The following is a 16,301-nucleotide window of genomic DNA, read 5'->3' on the forward strand; positions in this document are numbered from 1 at the left end:
ACACGGAGGGAGGGTGAAGGGTTTGAATATAGGTTCCGTGATTCGTGGTTTGCTAGGGGATAGTAAACCGGGAAATGCCAAGCCGCTGGAGTTAAAGGAAGGCCAGGTTGTACGAGGGTCCGTAGTTAGTGTATCCGATGATGGAGCAGATGCGGTTCTTCAAATTCAGGGTGTACAGGTACGAGCAAAACTGGAAACTCCGCTTCGACCAGGTGAAACAACACTGCTTCAGGTCCAGCCTCCAGGTGAGAATGGCGTAACGGTCATGAAGCCGCTCACGGGCACATTAGCAGAAGTTCCACAGGCTTCTTTGAACAATTTGCTTCAGGAGGTAGGTTTGCCGGATACCAAAGGTAATCGTGAACTATTGTTAGCCATGCAGCGAAGCGGGTTACCCTTAACCAAGGATAATGTAGCTATGGTTCAAAATATGATGACAGCTAAACCTGCACAGGTGCCTGTCGAAGAATGGGTGCAGGCGACAGGTATTGCATTTCAGCGGGGTCTTCCGGTTACGGCGGAAACGGTAAAGGGCTTGCATCAGGCTGTATTTGGTCCGCCACTACATCAGTTGTTAAAGGGTTTGGCTGAACAGCTGGAATCCATGCTGACCCAAACAGCGGGCAAACCGGCAGGTAGTGGAGAACAGGCAGCCACGATGAGACCATCCGTTATGGGAGGAGTGCCTGTACCGTTAAGCGGAGAGCAGACGGGAGAAGCGTTGGCTCTGTCAGGCGGTGCGCGAGTGACAGGAGGAACATCTGGCTTGACAGGACAACTCGTGCCCGGGGCATCTGCAGGTGCTGCTCCAGTGGCTGTTGGATCCGAGGAAGCTGCGGGTAATGCGGTGAAAGGTAATGGGCAGACAGGTGCAGGTACGGTAAATGCGGAAGCTACTGGAATGAAGTCAGGGGCCAGCAATATTGAAACTGCTGGCAAGGTGGGTGCAGGTATTCCGGCGGGAACCGGAATACCTGGTGAGAGCCCGCGTACAGCTGATGCGGGCGTTGCGGGGAGCCGCCCGGGCACACCGGGGGCGGCTGTGGATACTGCAGCTGGCCGTGTGATAACGGGCCAGACTGAGGGGAACGCGGCCGGTCGAGTGGACGGCCGCGGTGAAACGCCTGCTGCTGCGGGGCTTTCTGCCGCAGCAGGGCAGGTGGCGCCAGCAGCTCCATCGGCAGCGGAGCTGGCGCCCAAGCTGCTGGCGCTGCTGGACGCGCTGCGCAGCGCGTCCACAGCCGCACCGGCACAGCCAGGTGCGGCGACGACACAGGCCGCCCCTGCTTCGCAGGGCGGCCAGGCGGCTGCGGCTGCCGGAGGCGTGCCGCAGCCTTTGCCAGCCGGCGCGGATGCGCTGCCGGCTGGCGGTAGTGCCGCAGCACCCGCAGGTGCTGCTGCGGCGCCCGTCACCCACGAAGGGGACCCGTGGGTGGGGCGCGTGTTGAAGCTGCTCGGTGCGGAGCACGAGCAGCAGGCAGTGCACGGCGCGGCTGCGCAGGCGCGCGTGGGGGATGTGGCGAGTCCGGGAACCGCGGACTCGCTGAAGGGCTTGCTGCTGCAGCTTGCCCGCAGCGATGGTGCACCGGCGGCGCTCAAGGATGCCGCCGGACAGGCCGTGCAATTTCTGACAGGTCAGCAGTTATTGCTGACAACGGATCGCAGTGCTGCTTTTGCCCAGATGCACTGGTTTATTCCGATTACGGGACCCGACGGAGAAGAGACAGCTTCCGTCCAGATTCAATCACGCCGGGGACAACGCGGTGAATTGGATGCATCCAACTGCCGCCTGTGGTTTGATCTGGATATGAAGAGTCTTGGCCCAACGCTGGTGGATGTGCATGTTGTTAATAATATCGTCAGTCTGCGTGTACTTAATGACGGTGAAGGAATGGGACCGCTCCTGGAAAGTGGGCGTGAAGAGATCCACCGGGCGTTGGATAAGCTGGGCTATCAGTTGCTGACCTTCAAGGCAGAACCATGGCCTGTTGGCCAGGAACCAGGTGCAGAACGGAAAATGACTGCCTCGGACTACAGTCCTGAACGATACAAAGGGGTGGACATGCGGGTATGAAAGAGGATTCGCAACCGGACCTGATCTCCAAAAAGGCCGTTGCATTAAAATATGTACCTGGTGAGAGTGAAGCGCCAGTCGTGGTGGCCAAAGGCCGTGGCAAAGTGGCAGAAGCCATTTTGGATAAAGCCAAGGAAAATGGTGTCCCTGTTCAGGAGGATGCTGCACTTGTCGAAGTGTTATCCAAGCTGGATTTGGATGAACAGATCCCGTCAGAGCTATATCAACTGGTGGCCGAAGTGTTAACCTATATTTATCGAGCTGACCGTATGGCTTCTGGACGAGAGGAAGAGGATTCATGGTAGAGCGCAGATCAGATCAGGGTCCAGTTTCAAAACTGACACGTCAGCAAAAAGGACGATTAGGTGAAGAAGCTGCTTGCGACTGGCTTCGAGAGCAACATTATCGGATTCTCCGTCAAAATTGGCGTTGCCGAAGCGGAGAGATTGATATCGTTGCTGCCCATGAAGGCATGATCATTTTTATTGAAGTCCGGAGTAGAAGTGGAACTGGAAAGTATGGTACACCCCAGGAGTCGGTTGATATCCGTAAAATGCAGCAGGTACGTGCAACCGCATCTGTATATTTGCAAATGACAGGAGAGACAAATCATCAGATCCGTTTTGATGTGATCGCAGTCATGCTGGATAAAGCGGGCGAAACCGTGTCGGTTGATCATATTATTAATGCATTTTGAGCTGCTACTATATACGCGATTTTTCAGCTGTGTTAACCCACGAGAAAGACACTAGAAAAAGTGTCTCTCTCGTGGGTTATTTTGATTTGGAACCGGTTAGAGAAAAAGAACTTAAGAGCAGCAATACATTACATACCATAATTTAGATACAATTTGTATCACTTTATTGGTAAAATTATTTCTTCATCCCCGTTGTTTTCAATCCACTTTCTGATTGTAAACAAGCTATATCTAATAAATAATTTTCTAAATAAAAGCTCAAACGATGTGTTTCAATCCAGTCTATGATACTAAGTTACCTGTTATAAAGTACCCTCTTTCTCCTTACATGTAAATGTCCTATTCAAAGTTCGTTTTAATTCTATAAACAATGCAGCTTCGTTGTGTTCTAACTTGTTTCTAGCAGACAAAGAGATTAAAGTTCTTAAAATAAATAGATACAAAATGTATCGTTTATAATAAAATGAGAAAATAAAATTAAAAAAAGAGGTGTGAACTATGAACGAAATTCAATCTGTCGCAGCAATGAAAGAGAAACTGGTGTGGGAGACCCCTCGAATGGAAGTGCTGGATATTAGCGAAACCATGAACGGCGGTGAAGGAATTTGGCAATATGTATGGGGCGGGGAGTTTTGGAAGCTCGAAATGCTAGTTAGTTAGATAGATATAACGATCTCATATTGCCTTAGGACTTACTACTATATTTGGATGAGGTGAACGATTGTCATGAGTAATCAATGGAAATGGATAGTTCGTTTAAGCGTATTATTATTATTTTCCGGAGTGTTTGGTCTGCTGCTTTCTGGAACTACATATGCTGCATCCAAAGATGCTTCTGTGGAGGGGCAAGTTAATCGTCTTGCTCAAACTTCGAAAATTTATGGGAAAATTACTGATAACGATGGTTTTCCAGTGAAAGATGCGGATGTAAATATTACGCAGCAAACTGGTGGGGCACAAAAACAAATAGTAAAGACCGATTCCCAAGGAGATTTTCGTTTTGAAACGGCTATAAGTGAAAGCACTGATTTCTCCATTAAAGCGGTAGCCAAGGGATACTTGGATTCAGGAATGAATTTTAGTTATGTTACCTTGAGTCCGGGGGATACAAAAGTAGTGAATTTAGTACTCTTTGAGCCAGCCACCATCGTAGGTACAGTGACTGACCAATCGGGAAAACCTATTGTGGGTGCGATTGTAAAAGCGACAACGGTAAGCCAAACAATTAAAACAGACAAGAATGGAAACTACGCCATCACGGGGATTAACGCATATCATACCAGAAACATTGATGTTGAGGTCAATGCGAATGACTATGTTCCTTACACGAGATATGTGTCAGTCAGCTATGGGACTACGGATATATTGAATTTCAATCTGCAAGAGGCTGCTGCTGTAAACGGCGTGGTAATCGATGAGAGTGGAAAGGGAATCATAGGCGCCAAAGTGACAATCAATGGTTTCCAGACAACAACAGACAAACAGGGTAACTATACGATGAAGCAGCAGCTTCCTGGATTAAAAACAATTTCTGTTGAAGCTGATCAATATATCAAACAAACGATTAGAGTGACTTTAGTCAAAGGACCTAACAATACTTTTGATTTTATTCTCAAGAGTAATGTGGACAAAACCCCGCCTGTAACCAAATATGCTTTAGTTCCTCTAACAGAGGTATCCAACGGGAAACAATATATTAATGGATTTAATTTTAAGTTAAAGGCAACGGACGAAGTTAACGGGTCTGGCTTGAAAATGATTCAGTACAGAATTAACGGTGGGCCATGGATTACGTTTAGCGGACCAGTAAAAATCTATGCTCCTGATGTCAAAACAGTGGAGTATTTCAGTACGGACGTCGCCGGCAACCAGGAAAAAATCAACAAAATGGATTTTGTGAATGGGAAGTTTGAGGGAGCAGGATCATACCCGTACTAATTAAATAGCTATTTATAATGAAGTAAGGCGACGCTGACTCTAGGAAACCCTTCGCGGGAAAGAGTCGGAGTCGTCTTTTTGCCTCCGAAATGACTAGAACAAGATAATGTTGTCAGCATTCCTTTGAATCCTATGAACCGATCAGTGTATAATCAAGATTGTAATCCAGTTTTGTTGTACCGTTTGATTTTTCATAAATGAGTCGATTCACATCGCAGTCTTAAACTGCGGTCACGGATAATTTTTTATAATCTGGGAGGCATGGTCATGAGCAAATCTACCCAAACGGGTAACGCCGTAAGAGAAGCCATTCAAAATCGTCGCACAGTAAAGAAATTTAAAAAGGAAGCTGTTCCCACACAGCAGATTATTGATTTGTTGGACACAGCCGTATGGGCACCCAATCACAAATTGCGTGAGCCGTGGCGGTTTTTGCTATTTAGCGGAGATGGACTGAATAAGCTGGCAGACGCCATAGATGCAGAAATGGGTGACGATAACAAGTTCTCTGCGAACATCAAGCAAGTCCCAGCCGTTATGCTTGTAGTCATGGAAGAAGATCCGCGCCAGAATGTCTGGGATGAAGATTTTGCAGCAGTGAGTGCGTTGGTACAGAACTTCCTACTCGCGGCATGGAGTGAAGACATCGGAACATTCTGGGTAACCAAGCCTTTCCTGTACGGACCCAAATTCCGTAAGTTCCTTGGCATTCAGGCTGGGGAAAAAATTATCGGCATGGTTTACATGGGGTATCCAGAGGTTATTCCTTCTGCCAAAGAACGTACACCAGCCAAGGACAAGCTGACTATATTTGAATAATTAATATCTTTTCCGCTATACATTCGAACGTAATTCTCTATGCAAATACCCCTGCACGTTCCCTCTAGTACGGAGGAGAAATACTTGCAGGGGTATTTGACTTGTTAATTCATGTAACCTAGGGTTCAAATTTTACAGATACCTTATCTGAACGTATCATAATGCTGCTGCATGTTTGCATGGTAAGGTGCATGTGTTTTTCCTTAGCTTCATTGCCGGAGTGCCCTCAAAATAAATTCAAATCCAACTGACGATATTGTATCGCTTCAGCCACATGAGCTGTCAAAATTACGCCATTATGGTCCAGGTCGGCGATCGTCTGGGCCATTTTAATAATTCGATCATGTGCACGCATGCTCAGGTTCAATGCTTGCAGTGTCTGCTGGAGCAGAGAGTCTGCTTCATCAGGCAGACGAATCGTTCGACGCAGAAGGGTTCCTGATAGCTGGCTATTCCAGCGAACTGAACTGTTCGCATATCGTGCAGCCTGAATATAATGAGCGTGAATGACTTTGGCCTGCATTTCCGCAGATGAAGGAGAAGCGCCAGCCTTGCGCCACTCACCTGGGGGAGGCACTTCGACCTGAAGGTCGATTCGGTCCAGCAGAGGACCGGAAATTTTGGCACGGTATGCGGCAACACGGGCAGGACTGCATATACATCTTTGATCCTCCGATTGGGCAGAGAGATAACCGCAAGGACAAGGATTCATAGAACAGGCGAGCATAAATTGTGCTGGAAATGTGAAAGCAGCTCTCGCCCGGCTAATGGTGACTTTACGATCCTCCAATGGTTGTCTTAACACTTCTAGCACTTGCCGCTGAAACTCGGGCAGCTCATCCAGAAACAATATCCCCCGGTGGGCAAGACTTACTTCACCCGGTTTGGGGATGCCGCCGCCTCCAATTAGACCTGAAGTGGATATCGTATGGTGTGGAGAGCGAAAGGGTCTGTCTGCGATGAGACCATTCGAGGTATCTTTCAGCTTGCCTGCGGCACTTAGCACTTTGGTTACTTCCAGCGCTTCGTCTTCAGACAATGGGGGAAGAATCGTAGGCAGTCGTTTAATTAACATGGTTTTCCCTGTTCCTGGCGGGCCGACCAGCAAAATATTGTGCATCCCTGCTGCGGCAATCATAAGTGCCCGCTTCACATGATGCTGTCCCAAAACATCACTATAATCATCCTCCAGGAATGAAATGTGTTTCGAGCGCTCGCGCTTATTCGAATCTTCGCAGTCTGGAATTCGAACAGAAAGGTGGGCGTAGTCTTTTAACACAATAGGTCCTGTATTTTGAATTGTTCCATTCGTGCTCTTTGCAGCTGTTACACTCTCTGGAACGATATCTTGCAAATGACGAATGCCATATACCTGAATACCCCGAATCAGCGAAGCCTCTTCCAGATTATCGGCAGGCAGAAGAACGGAGGTAAAGCCTTGACGTTTCGCCAAATCTACCATGGATAAAATGCCAGGCACGGATCGCACTGACCCGTCTAATGCCAGCTCACCCACCACCAATGTCCGTTCCTGTACAGGAAGTACCAGCTGACCACTTGTTGTTAGTAAACCAATAGCAATGGCAAGATCAAAAGAAGATCCTTCCTTACGCAGATCAGCAGGGGCGAGATTAATCGTAATGCGCTGCAACGGGTACTGGTAACCACAGTTTTTTATAGCTGCACGAACGCGTTCACCCGCTTCACGAATAGCTGAATCCGGCAATCCGATAATCGACGTCTGGGGTAGGCCGTTCGACAAATCTGTTTCCACTTCAATTAAAACTCCGTCAATTCCATATAAACAGGCACTGTGCAGTTTTCCGTACATAATAAAAGAAACACCTCACTTCGTCCTTGGCGCGCATAGTACGGGCCAGTCTACGAATTAAGGTGCTTCCTCAGCTTCTACAAGCATTTTATATAAAAGAAATCAGGGCGTCAACCCATCTCGTCATAGTACGGTTTATCTATCCCTTACTTTGGATTGTATATAGATTCCCGCATGAAGTTTCTCACAGAATAAAAATTATTCACTTCCGAATCAATATCACGCTGTTGTGGAGGCGTAAGTAGAAGATGGGTGAGCTGTTCAACATATCAAGAATTTTTGGTTATGTGGTTATACATTTTGATTATCATCTATACCTGTTATTATATTTTAAACAATTAAATTTAACACTATTAAATAGAGTGGTGAAATCATTTGTGCTCAATTATTCTGTTTTTTTTCTAATTTATGATAAGATAGATGAAGGTTCCTTATGATTCGCAAATTCTTGCGGTTATAACAGGGGGCAACCTCTATTATAAGGAATATAGAATACTCAATAGCACAATAGGTAGGTGAGACAGATATATGCAGAATGAAAGTTTGAAGCTGGATAACCAATTATGCTTTGCCATATACGCTTGTTCACGTGAAATTACGAAGATGTACCAGCCCTATCTTGAGGTACTGGGTGTAACCTATTCTCAATACCTGGTCTTGATGGTATTGTGGGAACGTGAAGAATGTACGGTTAAGGAAATCGGAGAGGCACTTTACCTCGATTCTGGGACGTTGACGCCTCTTCTGAAACGTTTGCAGTCAGCAGGACTTATTCATCGCGAACGTTCAGTCCAGGATGAACGAAAAGTATTGATTACGCTTACTGACTCCGGGCGGGAACTTCGCCATAAAGCCTTGTCTATACCTGAAGCAATCCAGGAAGATGCCTGTCTGAACAGTACTGAGTTCGAATCTTTACTGGGACAGTTCAAGGGCCTGCTGGAGAAAGTCCATCAGACGAATACCAAAGAAGCCAGAAAATAAAATGTAATACAGTATTACAATCAAGAAACCTTGGCTTATTAGCTGAGGTTTTTCCATTAATATCCAAGCATTCACAATATGGGATCATACCCATATCAAAATACTGTCTATTAACCATTACTTTTTTAAGGAAAGCGTTTTAAAAACATGTTACAATGAATTGGGTTTAAGTGAAATTAGTCAACATTTGTCTTTTGTTAGTCTACCAACCCGCCTTGTTGCAGTCATGTTGATAGGAGGATTCGAGAATGAATATCCATGAATATCAAGGAAAAGAAGTACTGAAACAGTATGGAGTCACCGTTCCAAACGGAAAGGTTGCTTATACAGTCGATGAAGCGGTTGCGGCCGCAGAGGCACTGGGCAGTCCAGTGACTGTAGTCAAAGCGCAAATTCATGCAGGTGGCCGGGGGAAAGCCGGCGGCGTGAAAGTAGCGAAAAGTATCGACGAAGTTCGTGCTTACGCATCCGAAATTTTGGGAAAAGTATTGGTAACACACCAGACTGGACCTGAAGGCAAAGAAGTAAAACGTCTTCTGATTGAAGAAGGATGCGATATCCGCAAAGAGTATTATGTGGGTGTTGTTGTGGACCGTGCCACAGGCCGCGTCGTGATGATGGCTTCCGAAGAAGGCGGTACAGAGATCGAAGAAGTAGCTGAAGCTACACCTGAGAAAATTTTCAAAGAAATTATTGACCCTGCGATTGGATTGCAAGTGTTCCAGGCACGTAAACTGGCGTACAGCATTCGTATTCCGAATGAGTTGGTGAACAAAGCAGTTAAGTTTATGCTTGCTTTGTATACAGCATTTGTCGAAAAAGATTGCTCCATTGCCGAGATCAATCCACTCGTTGTTACCGGAGATGGAAACGTTATCGCTCTGGATGCGAAATTGAATTTTGATTCCAACGCCTTGTTCCGTCACAAAGACATTCTGGAACTGCGTGACCTGGATGAAGAAGACGAAAAAGAAATCGAAGCATCCAAATACGACCTGAGCTACATAGCACTTGATGGCAACATCGGCTGTATGGTCAATGGTGCGGGACTTGCGATGGCGACGATGGATATCATCAAATACTATGGCGGCGACCCGGCCAACTTCCTCGATGTTGGGGGCGGTGCAACAACAGAGAAAGTGACCGAAGCTTTCAAAATCATTTTGTCTGACGCCAAAGTGGCGGGTATCTTCGTTAACATTTTTGGCGGCATTATGCGTTGTGATGTCATTGCCAATGGTGTTGTTGAAGCCGCGAAGCAGCTTGGCCTGACTAAACCGCTGGTTGTTCGTCTTGAAGGAACTAACGTGGAGCTTGGTAAACGTATTCTGGGTGAATCCGGCCTGAATATCGTTCCTGCTGATTCCATGGCCGATGGTGCACAGAAAATTGTTGCCCTCGTAAAATAAGTTCATTCCTGGGCAAATTGCTGCCTTAGTTCCGGAGCTGTCCGGCACTTGAAAAATAACCGTAAGGATGTGAAGCAACGTGAGTATTTTGATTGATAAAAATACAAAAGTCATTACGCAAGGCATTACGGGTTCAACGGGAATGTTCCACACGAAGGGCGCATTGGACTACGGAACCCAGATGGTAGGCGGCGTTACACCGGGTAAAGGCGGAACCAATGTTGATATTACGCTGGAAGATGGCAAAGTAGTCAGTCTCCCGGTATTCAACACAGTACAGGAAGCGAAGGAAGCTACGGGCGCAACAGCGAGCGTCATCTACGTTCCTCCGGCATTTGCAGCGGATTCCATCATGGAAGCTGTGGACGCAGAGCTGGATCTCGTGATCTGTATTACTGAAGGTATCCCGGTACTTGATATGGTCAAGGTTGACCGTTTCATGGAAGGCAAAGATACCGTTCTGATCGGTCCAAACTGTCCGGGCGTTATTACACCAGGTGAATGCAAAATCGGCATCATGCCAGGTTATATTCATATGCCTGGTCACGTAGGCGTGGTTTCCCGTAGTGGAACACTCACGTATGAAGCTGTTCATCAATTGTCTGCGCGTGGAATTGGACAATCTTCTGCTGTGGGAATCGGGGGAGACCCGGTTAAAGGCTCCGAGTTCATTGATATCCTGAAACGGTTCAATGAAGATCCGCAGACACATGCGGTCATCATGATCGGTGAAATCGGCGGTACGGCTGAAGAAGATGCTGCAGAGTGGGTACGCGATAACATGACCAAACCGGTAGTTGGCTTCATCGGTGGTGTTACTGCGCCTCCAGGGAAACGTATGGGCCATGCAGGCGCAATCATCTCTGGTGGTAAAGGTACAGCCAAAGAAAAAATTGCGAAGCTGGAATCTTGCGGAATCAAAGTTGCTCCAACGCCGGCTGAAATGGGCTCAACTCTTGTGAGCGTACTTGAAGAACGCGGTATTCTGAATTTGTGCACGACACATTAATTCTTTTCCGTTATAATAGAAGAAACGGCTCAGGAATATAATTTTCTGGTGAGCCGACTATTGATAATACGGAAAAGGTAAGCAACCTTTTGTCCTGAACAGGGCGAAGGGTTGCTTTTTTGCGTTTTTTACCGGGTGAAAAAGAGAGTAATTGTTTGCCTGCGAGAGTAAACGCTTGCATTCCGTTGTCACATAACACACAATATGAGGGAAGATTTTCTTCCCGATAGGGGAGGTTTTTGATATGGAAGAAAGATGGATTTTGATTGGACTGCATGAAACGGACGGTATTGGTAAGAAAACAATCTCCAAACTGCTATTAGGTCAACATCAACTAATGGATTTGTTGGACTATAAAGAGGGAGATTGGATTGCTGCGGGATTACGCAAGGATCAGGCTGCCCGTCTAACCAAACAATTCAATACCGACTGGATTGAGCAGAGACAAGAGAGTATTTATAAACTTGGAATTGAGGTCGTTACCTATCTGGATCAGGATTACCCTATATTAATGAAGGAAACCGTTCAGCCACCCTGGGTCATGTACGGGCGTGGAGATATGAAACTGCTGCACACGCAATCCATTGCAATGGTAGGAACCCGCATGCCCACAGTATACGGACGCAAAATTGGTGAGAAGCTGGCGGAGCAATTATGCAAGGCGGGTCTGACCATTGTAAGTGGGCTAGCCAGAGGAATAGATAGTGTGTGTCACGATGCGGCTCTTCGTGCAAACGGCAAGACCATTGCGGTATTTGGGACAGGAATTGACAACATTTATCCTCCCGAAAACACCAGTCTTGCAGAACGAATTGCCGAAACAGGGCTGCTCTTGTCAGAATATCCTCCGGGTACGCGTGCACGTCAGGGATTGTTTCCGGAACGTAATCGGATCATTGCCGGGTTAACTCTGGGTACGTTGGTCGTTGAGGCTGATATCCGAAGCGGATCACTCATTACTGCAGATGCCGCCCTTGAAGCCGGAAGAGACGTGTTTGCAGTCCCTGGTCCCATTACATCTCCCAAAAGTCGAGGTTCGCACAATCTGATTCGTCAGGGTGCAAAATTGGTGACCTGTGCGACAGATTTATTGGAAGAGTTTCGATTGGACTTGCCAAATACGGAACAACTTCCTTACAATAGAGGACGTTCAACGGAAAGCAGTGAAACTTCGAATCAAGGAATATTCCCTGTCGTAAAACTCTCTTTAGATGAACAACGTGTTATTTATCTGCTAGAGCGAGAAGAGCAATCCCTGGATCAACTTGTTGAAGAGCTCAACTGGGATTTTGGACATTTGCATTCAGTTCTGTTATCTTTAATCATAAAAAAGCAGATTAGCCAATTACCTGGAACAAAATATGCAAGGGTATGACAATGCTGCGATCAAGGCAGTATGTGAAAATAGATTATTAGCGGAAGTTAGTCCTGCTGCTAATGAAGTATGAAACAAAAAAACAAGCAGCAGTTTCATGACTGAGAGGAGGATGAACCTATGGCGGATGCACTCGTAATCGTGGAGTCGCCCTCAAAGGCGAAGACGATCGGCAAATATTTAGGCAGCAAGTTCATCGTAAAAGCTTCGATGGGACATATACGCGATTTGCCAAAGAGTCAGATCGGCGTTGAGGTGGAGAATGATTTTAATCCAAAATATATTACGATCCGCGGCAAAGGTTCAATTTTGAAAGAATTGAAGGATGCACGTAAGAAAGTGAAAAAAGTGTATCTCGCAGCTGACCCGGATCGCGAAGGTGAGGCTATTGCATGGCATTTGGCCCATGCACTTGAACTGGACGAAACCGCGGATTGCCGAGTTGTATTTAATGAAATTACGAAACAGGCTGTCAAAGATGCGTTCAAAACGCCGCGCAAAATCAATATGGATCTGGTTAACGCGCAGCAGGCGAGACGTATTTTGGATCGGCTTGTAGGATATAAAATTAGTCCGTTATTATGGAAGAAAGTCAAAAAAGGATTGTCCGCTGGCCGCGTACAGTCCGTGGCCGTCAAAATCATTTTGGATCGTGAAAATGAAATTAATGATTTTGAACCGGAAGAGTACTGGAGCATTACTGCCAAACTTACAGCGGACGGAAATCCGTTTGAAGCCAAGTTCCATCAATTGAACGGTACCAAAACCGAACTTGGCAGTGAGGCAGAAGTACAGGCCATTCTAAAACAGATCGAGGGCGCTTCTTTTACAGTCAAAGAAGTTAAAGAGAAAGAACGCAGCCGTAATCCTTCGGCTCCGTTTACAACGAGTTCCTTGCAGCAGGAAGCCGCACGTAAATTGAATTTCAGAGCTTCCAAGACAATGTCGGTTGCCCAACAGCTGTATGAAGGGGTAGACCTCGGAAAAGAAGGCACAGTCGGTCTCATTACGTATATGCGTACAGACTCTACCCGAATTGCAGCATCGGCTCAGGAAGAAGCCAAGGAATACATTGTTGGCAAGTACGGTGAGCCATTTGCACCAGAGACGCCTAGAAATTATTCCAAAAAAGCAGCCAATGCTCAAGACGCGCATGAAGCGATTCGTCCAACTTCCATTTTGCGTGATCCCGATTCGATTAAATCGTTTATGAGCCGAGATCAATTCCGGTTGTACAAACTGGTTTGGGAACGTTTTATAGCGAGCCAGATGTCTTCTGCCGTTCTGGATACACTATCCGTGGACATTGCTGCAGGTGATACGATTTTCCGGGCAGCGGGTTCCAAGGTTCGTTTCCAGGGATTCATGAAGGTGTATGTAGAAGGTAATGATGATGGTACAACGGAAGAAGATCGTCTGCTGCCTCCGCTGAAAAATGGAGATGTACTGGAGAATCGGGAGATTGAGCCGAAACAGCATTTCACACAGCCGCCACCACGTTATACGGAAGCAAGGCTGGTTAAAACGCTTGAGGAACTGGGCATAGGGCGTCCGAGTACATATGCGCCAACGCTGGAGACCATTCAGAAGCGCGGATATGTTGCAATTGAAGAGAAGAAATTCATGCCAACTGAACTGGGCGAACTGGTCATCGAACAGATGGAGGAGTTTTTCCCGGAGATCCTGAATGTGGAGTTCACCGCCAACATGGAAGGTGATCTTGACCATGTGGAGGAAGGGTCGGAGGATTGGGTCAAGGTACTCGCAGAATTCTACGAGTCTTTTGAGAAACGCCTTGAGTTTGCGGAAGAAGAAATGAAAGAGATTGAGATTGAAGATGAAGTATCGGATGAAATATGTGAGAAGTGTGGCAAACCGCTCGTTTATAAATTGGGTCGTTTCGGGAAGTTTCTCGCATGTTCCGGATTCCCGGATTGCCGTAATACCAAACCGATTATCAAGGATATCGGTGTAACCTGTCCGAAGTGTAAGGAAGGGCATGTTGTTGAACGCCGCAGTAAAAAGGGACGTATTTTCTATGGCTGCGACAAGTATCCTGAATGTGATTTTGTATCATGGGATAAACCATCGGCGAAACCATGTCCAAGTTGTGGATCACTAATGATTGAGAAACGGAACAAACAGGGAACACGATTGCAGTGTACTTCATGTGATCATCAAGAGCCGGTAGAGGAACCGGAAGAAGAATGAGCGGATTAGCATAATGGGGGTAAATGATTTTGAATAATGAACAACAAGTAACCGTTATTGGTGCCGGGTTGGCAGGAACAGAAGCAGCTTGGCAGATCGCAAGTCGTGGTGTACGCGTAAAACTATACGAGATGAGACCGGTTGTGAAAACACCGGCTCACCATACAGATAAATTTGCAGAACTGGTATGCAGCAACTCGCTTCGTGCCAATGGCTTGACTAATGCAGTCGGTGTATTGAAGGAAGAAATGAGAATGCTTAATTCTCTGGTCTTGGGTGCAGCAGACCGTCATGCGGTTCCAGCAGGTGGGGCACTTGCTGTGGACCGGGACGGATTCTCAGGCGAAATCACATCTACGCTTCATCAGCATCCGCTCATTGAGGTTGTCAATGAAGAGCTGACTTCTTTGCCGGAAGACGGAATCGTTGTTGTTGCAACCGGACCATTGACTTCGCCAGCGTTGTCAGAGCAAATCAAAGCTCTTATGGGTGAGGAATACTTCTACTTCTATGATGCGGCTGCGCCGATTATCGAAAAAGATTCCATTGATATGAATAAGGTCTATCTAGCTTCACGTTATGATAAAGGCGAAGCAGCATACTTGAACTGTCCAATGACAGAAGAGGAATTCGATGTGTTCTATGAAGCATTGATCACAGCGGAAGTTGCTCAACTAAAAGAGTTTGAGAAAGAAATTTACTTCGAAGGCTGTATGCCGATTGAAGTCATGATGAAGCGTGGTAAGCAAACGGCTTTGTTTGGTCCGATGAAACCTGTAGGACTCGTCAATCCGCATACTGGAGAACTGCCACACGCTGTTGTTCAGCTTAGACAGGACAATGCAGCAGGAACGCTGTATAATTTGGTAGGATTCCAGACGCATCTGAAATGGGGAGAGCAAAAACGTGTCTTTTCTTTGATCCCTGGACTTGAAAATGCGGAATTCGTCCGTTATGGTGTAATGCACCGTAATACATTTATCAATTCTCCCAAACTGCTTCGTCCAACGTATCAGTTCAAAGAGCGTCCAAACCTGTTCTTTGCAGGTCAGATGACAGGAGTAGAAGGTTATGTAGAGTCTGCGGCATCCGGTTTAATCGCGGGTATGAATGCAGCCAAAGCAGCCCTTGGACAGGAACTGGTCGTATTGCCGGTGGAGACAACACTGGGCAGTATGGCACAGTATATTACAACAGCTGATTTCAAACACTTCCAGCCAATGAATGCAAACTTTGGATTACTGCCGAAGCTGGAAACCAAAATACGTAACAAAAAGGAAAAAAATGAAGCACTTGCACAGCGTGCACTGGATGGCATTGCTCGTTTTGCAGCAGAAGAAGGTCTAATCGTTCCGGAACGCGTGTAAATTAATCGTGGGAGGAGGCTGATATCATGGATATGTCATTTCATGCTACAACGATCTGTGCAGTTCGTCATAATGGCAAAGCAGCGATTGCCGGTGATGGTCAGGTGACCATGGGGCAAAGTGTTGTGATGAAAAATACAGCCAAAAAGGTAAGACGTTTGTATCGTGGTCAGGTTGTGGCGGGTTTTGCCGGTTCCGTAGCGGATGCCATTACTTTGTTTGAGAAATTCGAAGGCAAGCTAGAGGAGCACCATGGTAACTTGCAGCGTGCGGCGGTAGAGCTTGCCAAGGATTGGCGCCAGGATCGGATTTTGCGCAAACTAGAGGCACTCCTGATTGTTATGGATAAAACGGGTATGCTGCTGATTTCTGGCGGGGGCGAAATTATCGAGCCGGATGATGATGTTATTGCCATCGGCTCGGGAGGAAACTTTGCCTTATCTGCTGCGCGTGCGTTAAAACGTCATGCAGTGGATCTGGAAGCAAAAGACATTGCTCGTGAATCACTCCAGATTGCTTCAGAGTTATGTGTATATACCAACAATAATATTATTGTTGAAGAGTTGTAAGGAAAAGCAATCTCCCGT

The 16,301-nt window shown here is 46.6% G+C and carries 14 protein-coding genes; 13 read left to right on the forward strand and 1 reads right to left on the reverse strand.

The window, feature by feature from the left end:
- Positions 1 to 13 precede the first annotated feature (13 nt).
- The 6 genes from P5G61_RS07655 (at position 14) to P5G61_RS07680 (ending at position 5,528) form a co-directional block, all read left to right on the forward strand.
- Positions 14 to 2,074 carry a DNA ligase gene (locus P5G61_RS07655; protein ID WP_301245949.1) on the forward strand — a complete coding sequence of 687 codons (2,061 nt, stop codon included), beginning with the start codon at positions 14 to 16 and terminating at the stop codon, positions 2,072 to 2,074.
- On the forward strand, positions 2,071 to 2,379 hold the full coding sequence (locus P5G61_RS07660) for an EscU/YscU/HrcU family type III secretion system export apparatus switch protein (protein WP_301245950.1): 309 nt from the start codon (positions 2,071 to 2,073) through the stop codon (positions 2,377 to 2,379). Before P5G61_RS07655 ends, P5G61_RS07660 begins: the two co-directional genes overlap by 4 nt.
- Complete coding sequence (locus P5G61_RS07665; RefSeq protein ID WP_301245951.1) at positions 2,373 to 2,771, forward strand: YraN family protein; 399 nt, start codon at positions 2,373 to 2,375, stop codon at positions 2,769 to 2,771. The genes P5G61_RS07660 and P5G61_RS07665 overlap by 7 nt, the downstream gene beginning before the upstream one ends.
- 498 nt (positions 2,772 to 3,269) lie before the next feature.
- The gene (locus P5G61_RS07670) at positions 3,270 to 3,431 is read left to right on the forward strand and encodes a paeninodin family lasso peptide (protein ID WP_301245952.1); all 162 of its coding nucleotides are present in this window, start codon (positions 3,270 to 3,272) and stop codon (positions 3,429 to 3,431) included.
- A 66-nt stretch (positions 3,432 to 3,497) separates the two neighbouring features.
- The gene (locus tag P5G61_RS07675) at positions 3,498 to 4,709 is read left to right on the forward strand and encodes a carboxypeptidase-like regulatory domain-containing protein (RefSeq protein ID WP_301245953.1); all 1,212 of its coding nucleotides are present in this window, start codon (positions 3,498 to 3,500) and stop codon (positions 4,707 to 4,709) included.
- 267 nt (positions 4,710 to 4,976) lie between these two features.
- Complete coding sequence (locus tag P5G61_RS07680; protein WP_301245954.1) at positions 4,977 to 5,528, forward strand: nitroreductase family protein; 552 nt, start codon at positions 4,977 to 4,979, stop codon at positions 5,526 to 5,528.
- Between the two features lie 226 nt (positions 5,529 to 5,754).
- Here the strand turns inward: P5G61_RS07680 and P5G61_RS07685 are convergent, their stop codons facing one another.
- Positions 5,755 to 7,359, reverse strand: coding sequence for a YifB family Mg chelatase-like AAA ATPase (locus tag P5G61_RS07685; RefSeq protein WP_301245955.1), 1,605 nt, complete (start codon positions 7,357 to 7,359; stop codon positions 5,755 to 5,757).
- Between the two features lie 528 nt (positions 7,360 to 7,887).
- Here P5G61_RS07685 and P5G61_RS07690 point away from each other — a divergent pair.
- From P5G61_RS07690 to hslV, 7 genes are all read left to right on the forward strand, one after another.
- The gene (locus P5G61_RS07690; RefSeq protein ID WP_301245956.1) at positions 7,888 to 8,343 is read left to right on the forward strand and encodes a MarR family winged helix-turn-helix transcriptional regulator; all 456 of its coding nucleotides are present in this window, start codon (positions 7,888 to 7,890) and stop codon (positions 8,341 to 8,343) included.
- A 248-nt stretch (positions 8,344 to 8,591) separates the two neighbouring features.
- The gene (sucC, locus tag P5G61_RS07695; protein WP_024630201.1) at positions 8,592 to 9,752 is read left to right on the forward strand and encodes an ADP-forming succinate--CoA ligase subunit beta; all 1,161 of its coding nucleotides are present in this window, start codon (positions 8,592 to 8,594) and stop codon (positions 9,750 to 9,752) included.
- Positions 9,753 to 9,831: 79 nt separating this feature from the next.
- Positions 9,832 to 10,761 (forward strand): succinate--CoA ligase subunit alpha, encoded by a 930-nt coding sequence (sucD, locus tag P5G61_RS07700; protein ID WP_024630202.1) that lies wholly within the window; start codon positions 9,832 to 9,834, stop codon positions 10,759 to 10,761.
- 244 nt (positions 10,762 to 11,005) lie between these two features.
- A complete protein-coding gene (gene dprA / locus P5G61_RS07705) occupies positions 11,006 to 12,136 on the forward strand; it encodes a DNA-processing protein DprA (protein ID WP_301245957.1) in 1,131 nt (376 codons plus the stop codon).
- Between the two features lie 120 nt (positions 12,137 to 12,256).
- A complete protein-coding gene (gene topA / locus P5G61_RS07710) occupies positions 12,257 to 14,347 on the forward strand; it encodes a type I DNA topoisomerase (RefSeq protein WP_029880927.1) in 2,091 nt (696 codons plus the stop codon).
- A 23-nt stretch (positions 14,348 to 14,370) separates the two neighbouring features.
- Positions 14,371 to 15,714 carry an FADH(2)-oxidizing methylenetetrahydrofolate--tRNA-(uracil(54)-C(5))-methyltransferase TrmFO gene (gene trmFO / locus P5G61_RS07715; RefSeq protein ID WP_435874075.1) on the forward strand — a complete coding sequence of 448 codons (1,344 nt, stop codon included), beginning with the start codon at positions 14,371 to 14,373 and terminating at the stop codon, positions 15,712 to 15,714.
- Between the two features lie 26 nt (positions 15,715 to 15,740).
- Positions 15,741 to 16,283 carry an ATP-dependent protease subunit HslV gene (gene hslV / locus P5G61_RS07720; RefSeq protein ID WP_024630205.1) on the forward strand — a complete coding sequence of 181 codons (543 nt, stop codon included), beginning with the start codon at positions 15,741 to 15,743 and terminating at the stop codon, positions 16,281 to 16,283.
- Positions 16,284 to 16,301 lie beyond the last annotated feature (18 nt).

It is taken from the genome of Paenibacillus vandeheii (assembly GCF_030433635.1).
In the GTDB taxonomy this organism is placed as follows: Bacteria; Bacillota; Bacilli; order Paenibacillales; family Paenibacillaceae; genus Paenibacillus; species Paenibacillus vandeheii.

Bases quoted from the DNA above. Each gene is read 5' to 3' on its own strand.
- hslV (WP_024630205.1), top strand. From the start codon at position 15,741: ATGGATATGTCATTTCATGCTACAACGATCTGTGCAGTTCGTCATAAT.
- topA (WP_029880927.1), top strand. From the start codon at position 12,257: ATGGCGGATGCACTCGTAATCGTGGAGTCGCCCTCAAAGGCGAAGACG.
- sucC (WP_024630201.1), top strand. From the start codon at position 8,592: ATGAATATCCATGAATATCAAGGAAAAGAAGTACTGAAACAGTATGGA.
- dprA (WP_301245957.1), top strand. From the start codon at position 11,006: ATGGAAGAAAGATGGATTTTGATTGGACTGCATGAAACGGACGGTATT.
- P5G61_RS07670 (WP_301245952.1), top strand. From the start codon at position 3,270: ATGAACGAAATTCAATCTGTCGCAGCAATGAAAGAGAAACTGGTGTGG.
- P5G61_RS07675 (WP_301245953.1), top strand. From the start codon at position 3,498: ATGAGTAATCAATGGAAATGGATAGTTCGTTTAAGCGTATTATTATTA.
- P5G61_RS07685 (WP_301245955.1), bottom strand. From the start codon at position 7,359: ATGTACGGAAAACTGCACAGTGCCTGTTTATATGGAATTGACGGAGTT.
- trmFO (WP_435874075.1), top strand. From the start codon at position 14,371: ATGATTTTGAATAATGAACAACAAGTAACCGTTATTGGTGCCGGGTTG.
- P5G61_RS07690 (WP_301245956.1), top strand. From the start codon at position 7,888: ATGCAGAATGAAAGTTTGAAGCTGGATAACCAATTATGCTTTGCCATA.
- P5G61_RS07665 (WP_301245951.1), top strand. From the start codon at position 2,373: ATGGTAGAGCGCAGATCAGATCAGGGTCCAGTTTCAAAACTGACACGT.
- P5G61_RS07660 (WP_301245950.1), top strand. From the start codon at position 2,071: ATGAAAGAGGATTCGCAACCGGACCTGATCTCCAAAAAGGCCGTTGCA.
- P5G61_RS07680 (WP_301245954.1), top strand. From the start codon at position 4,977: ATGAGCAAATCTACCCAAACGGGTAACGCCGTAAGAGAAGCCATTCAA.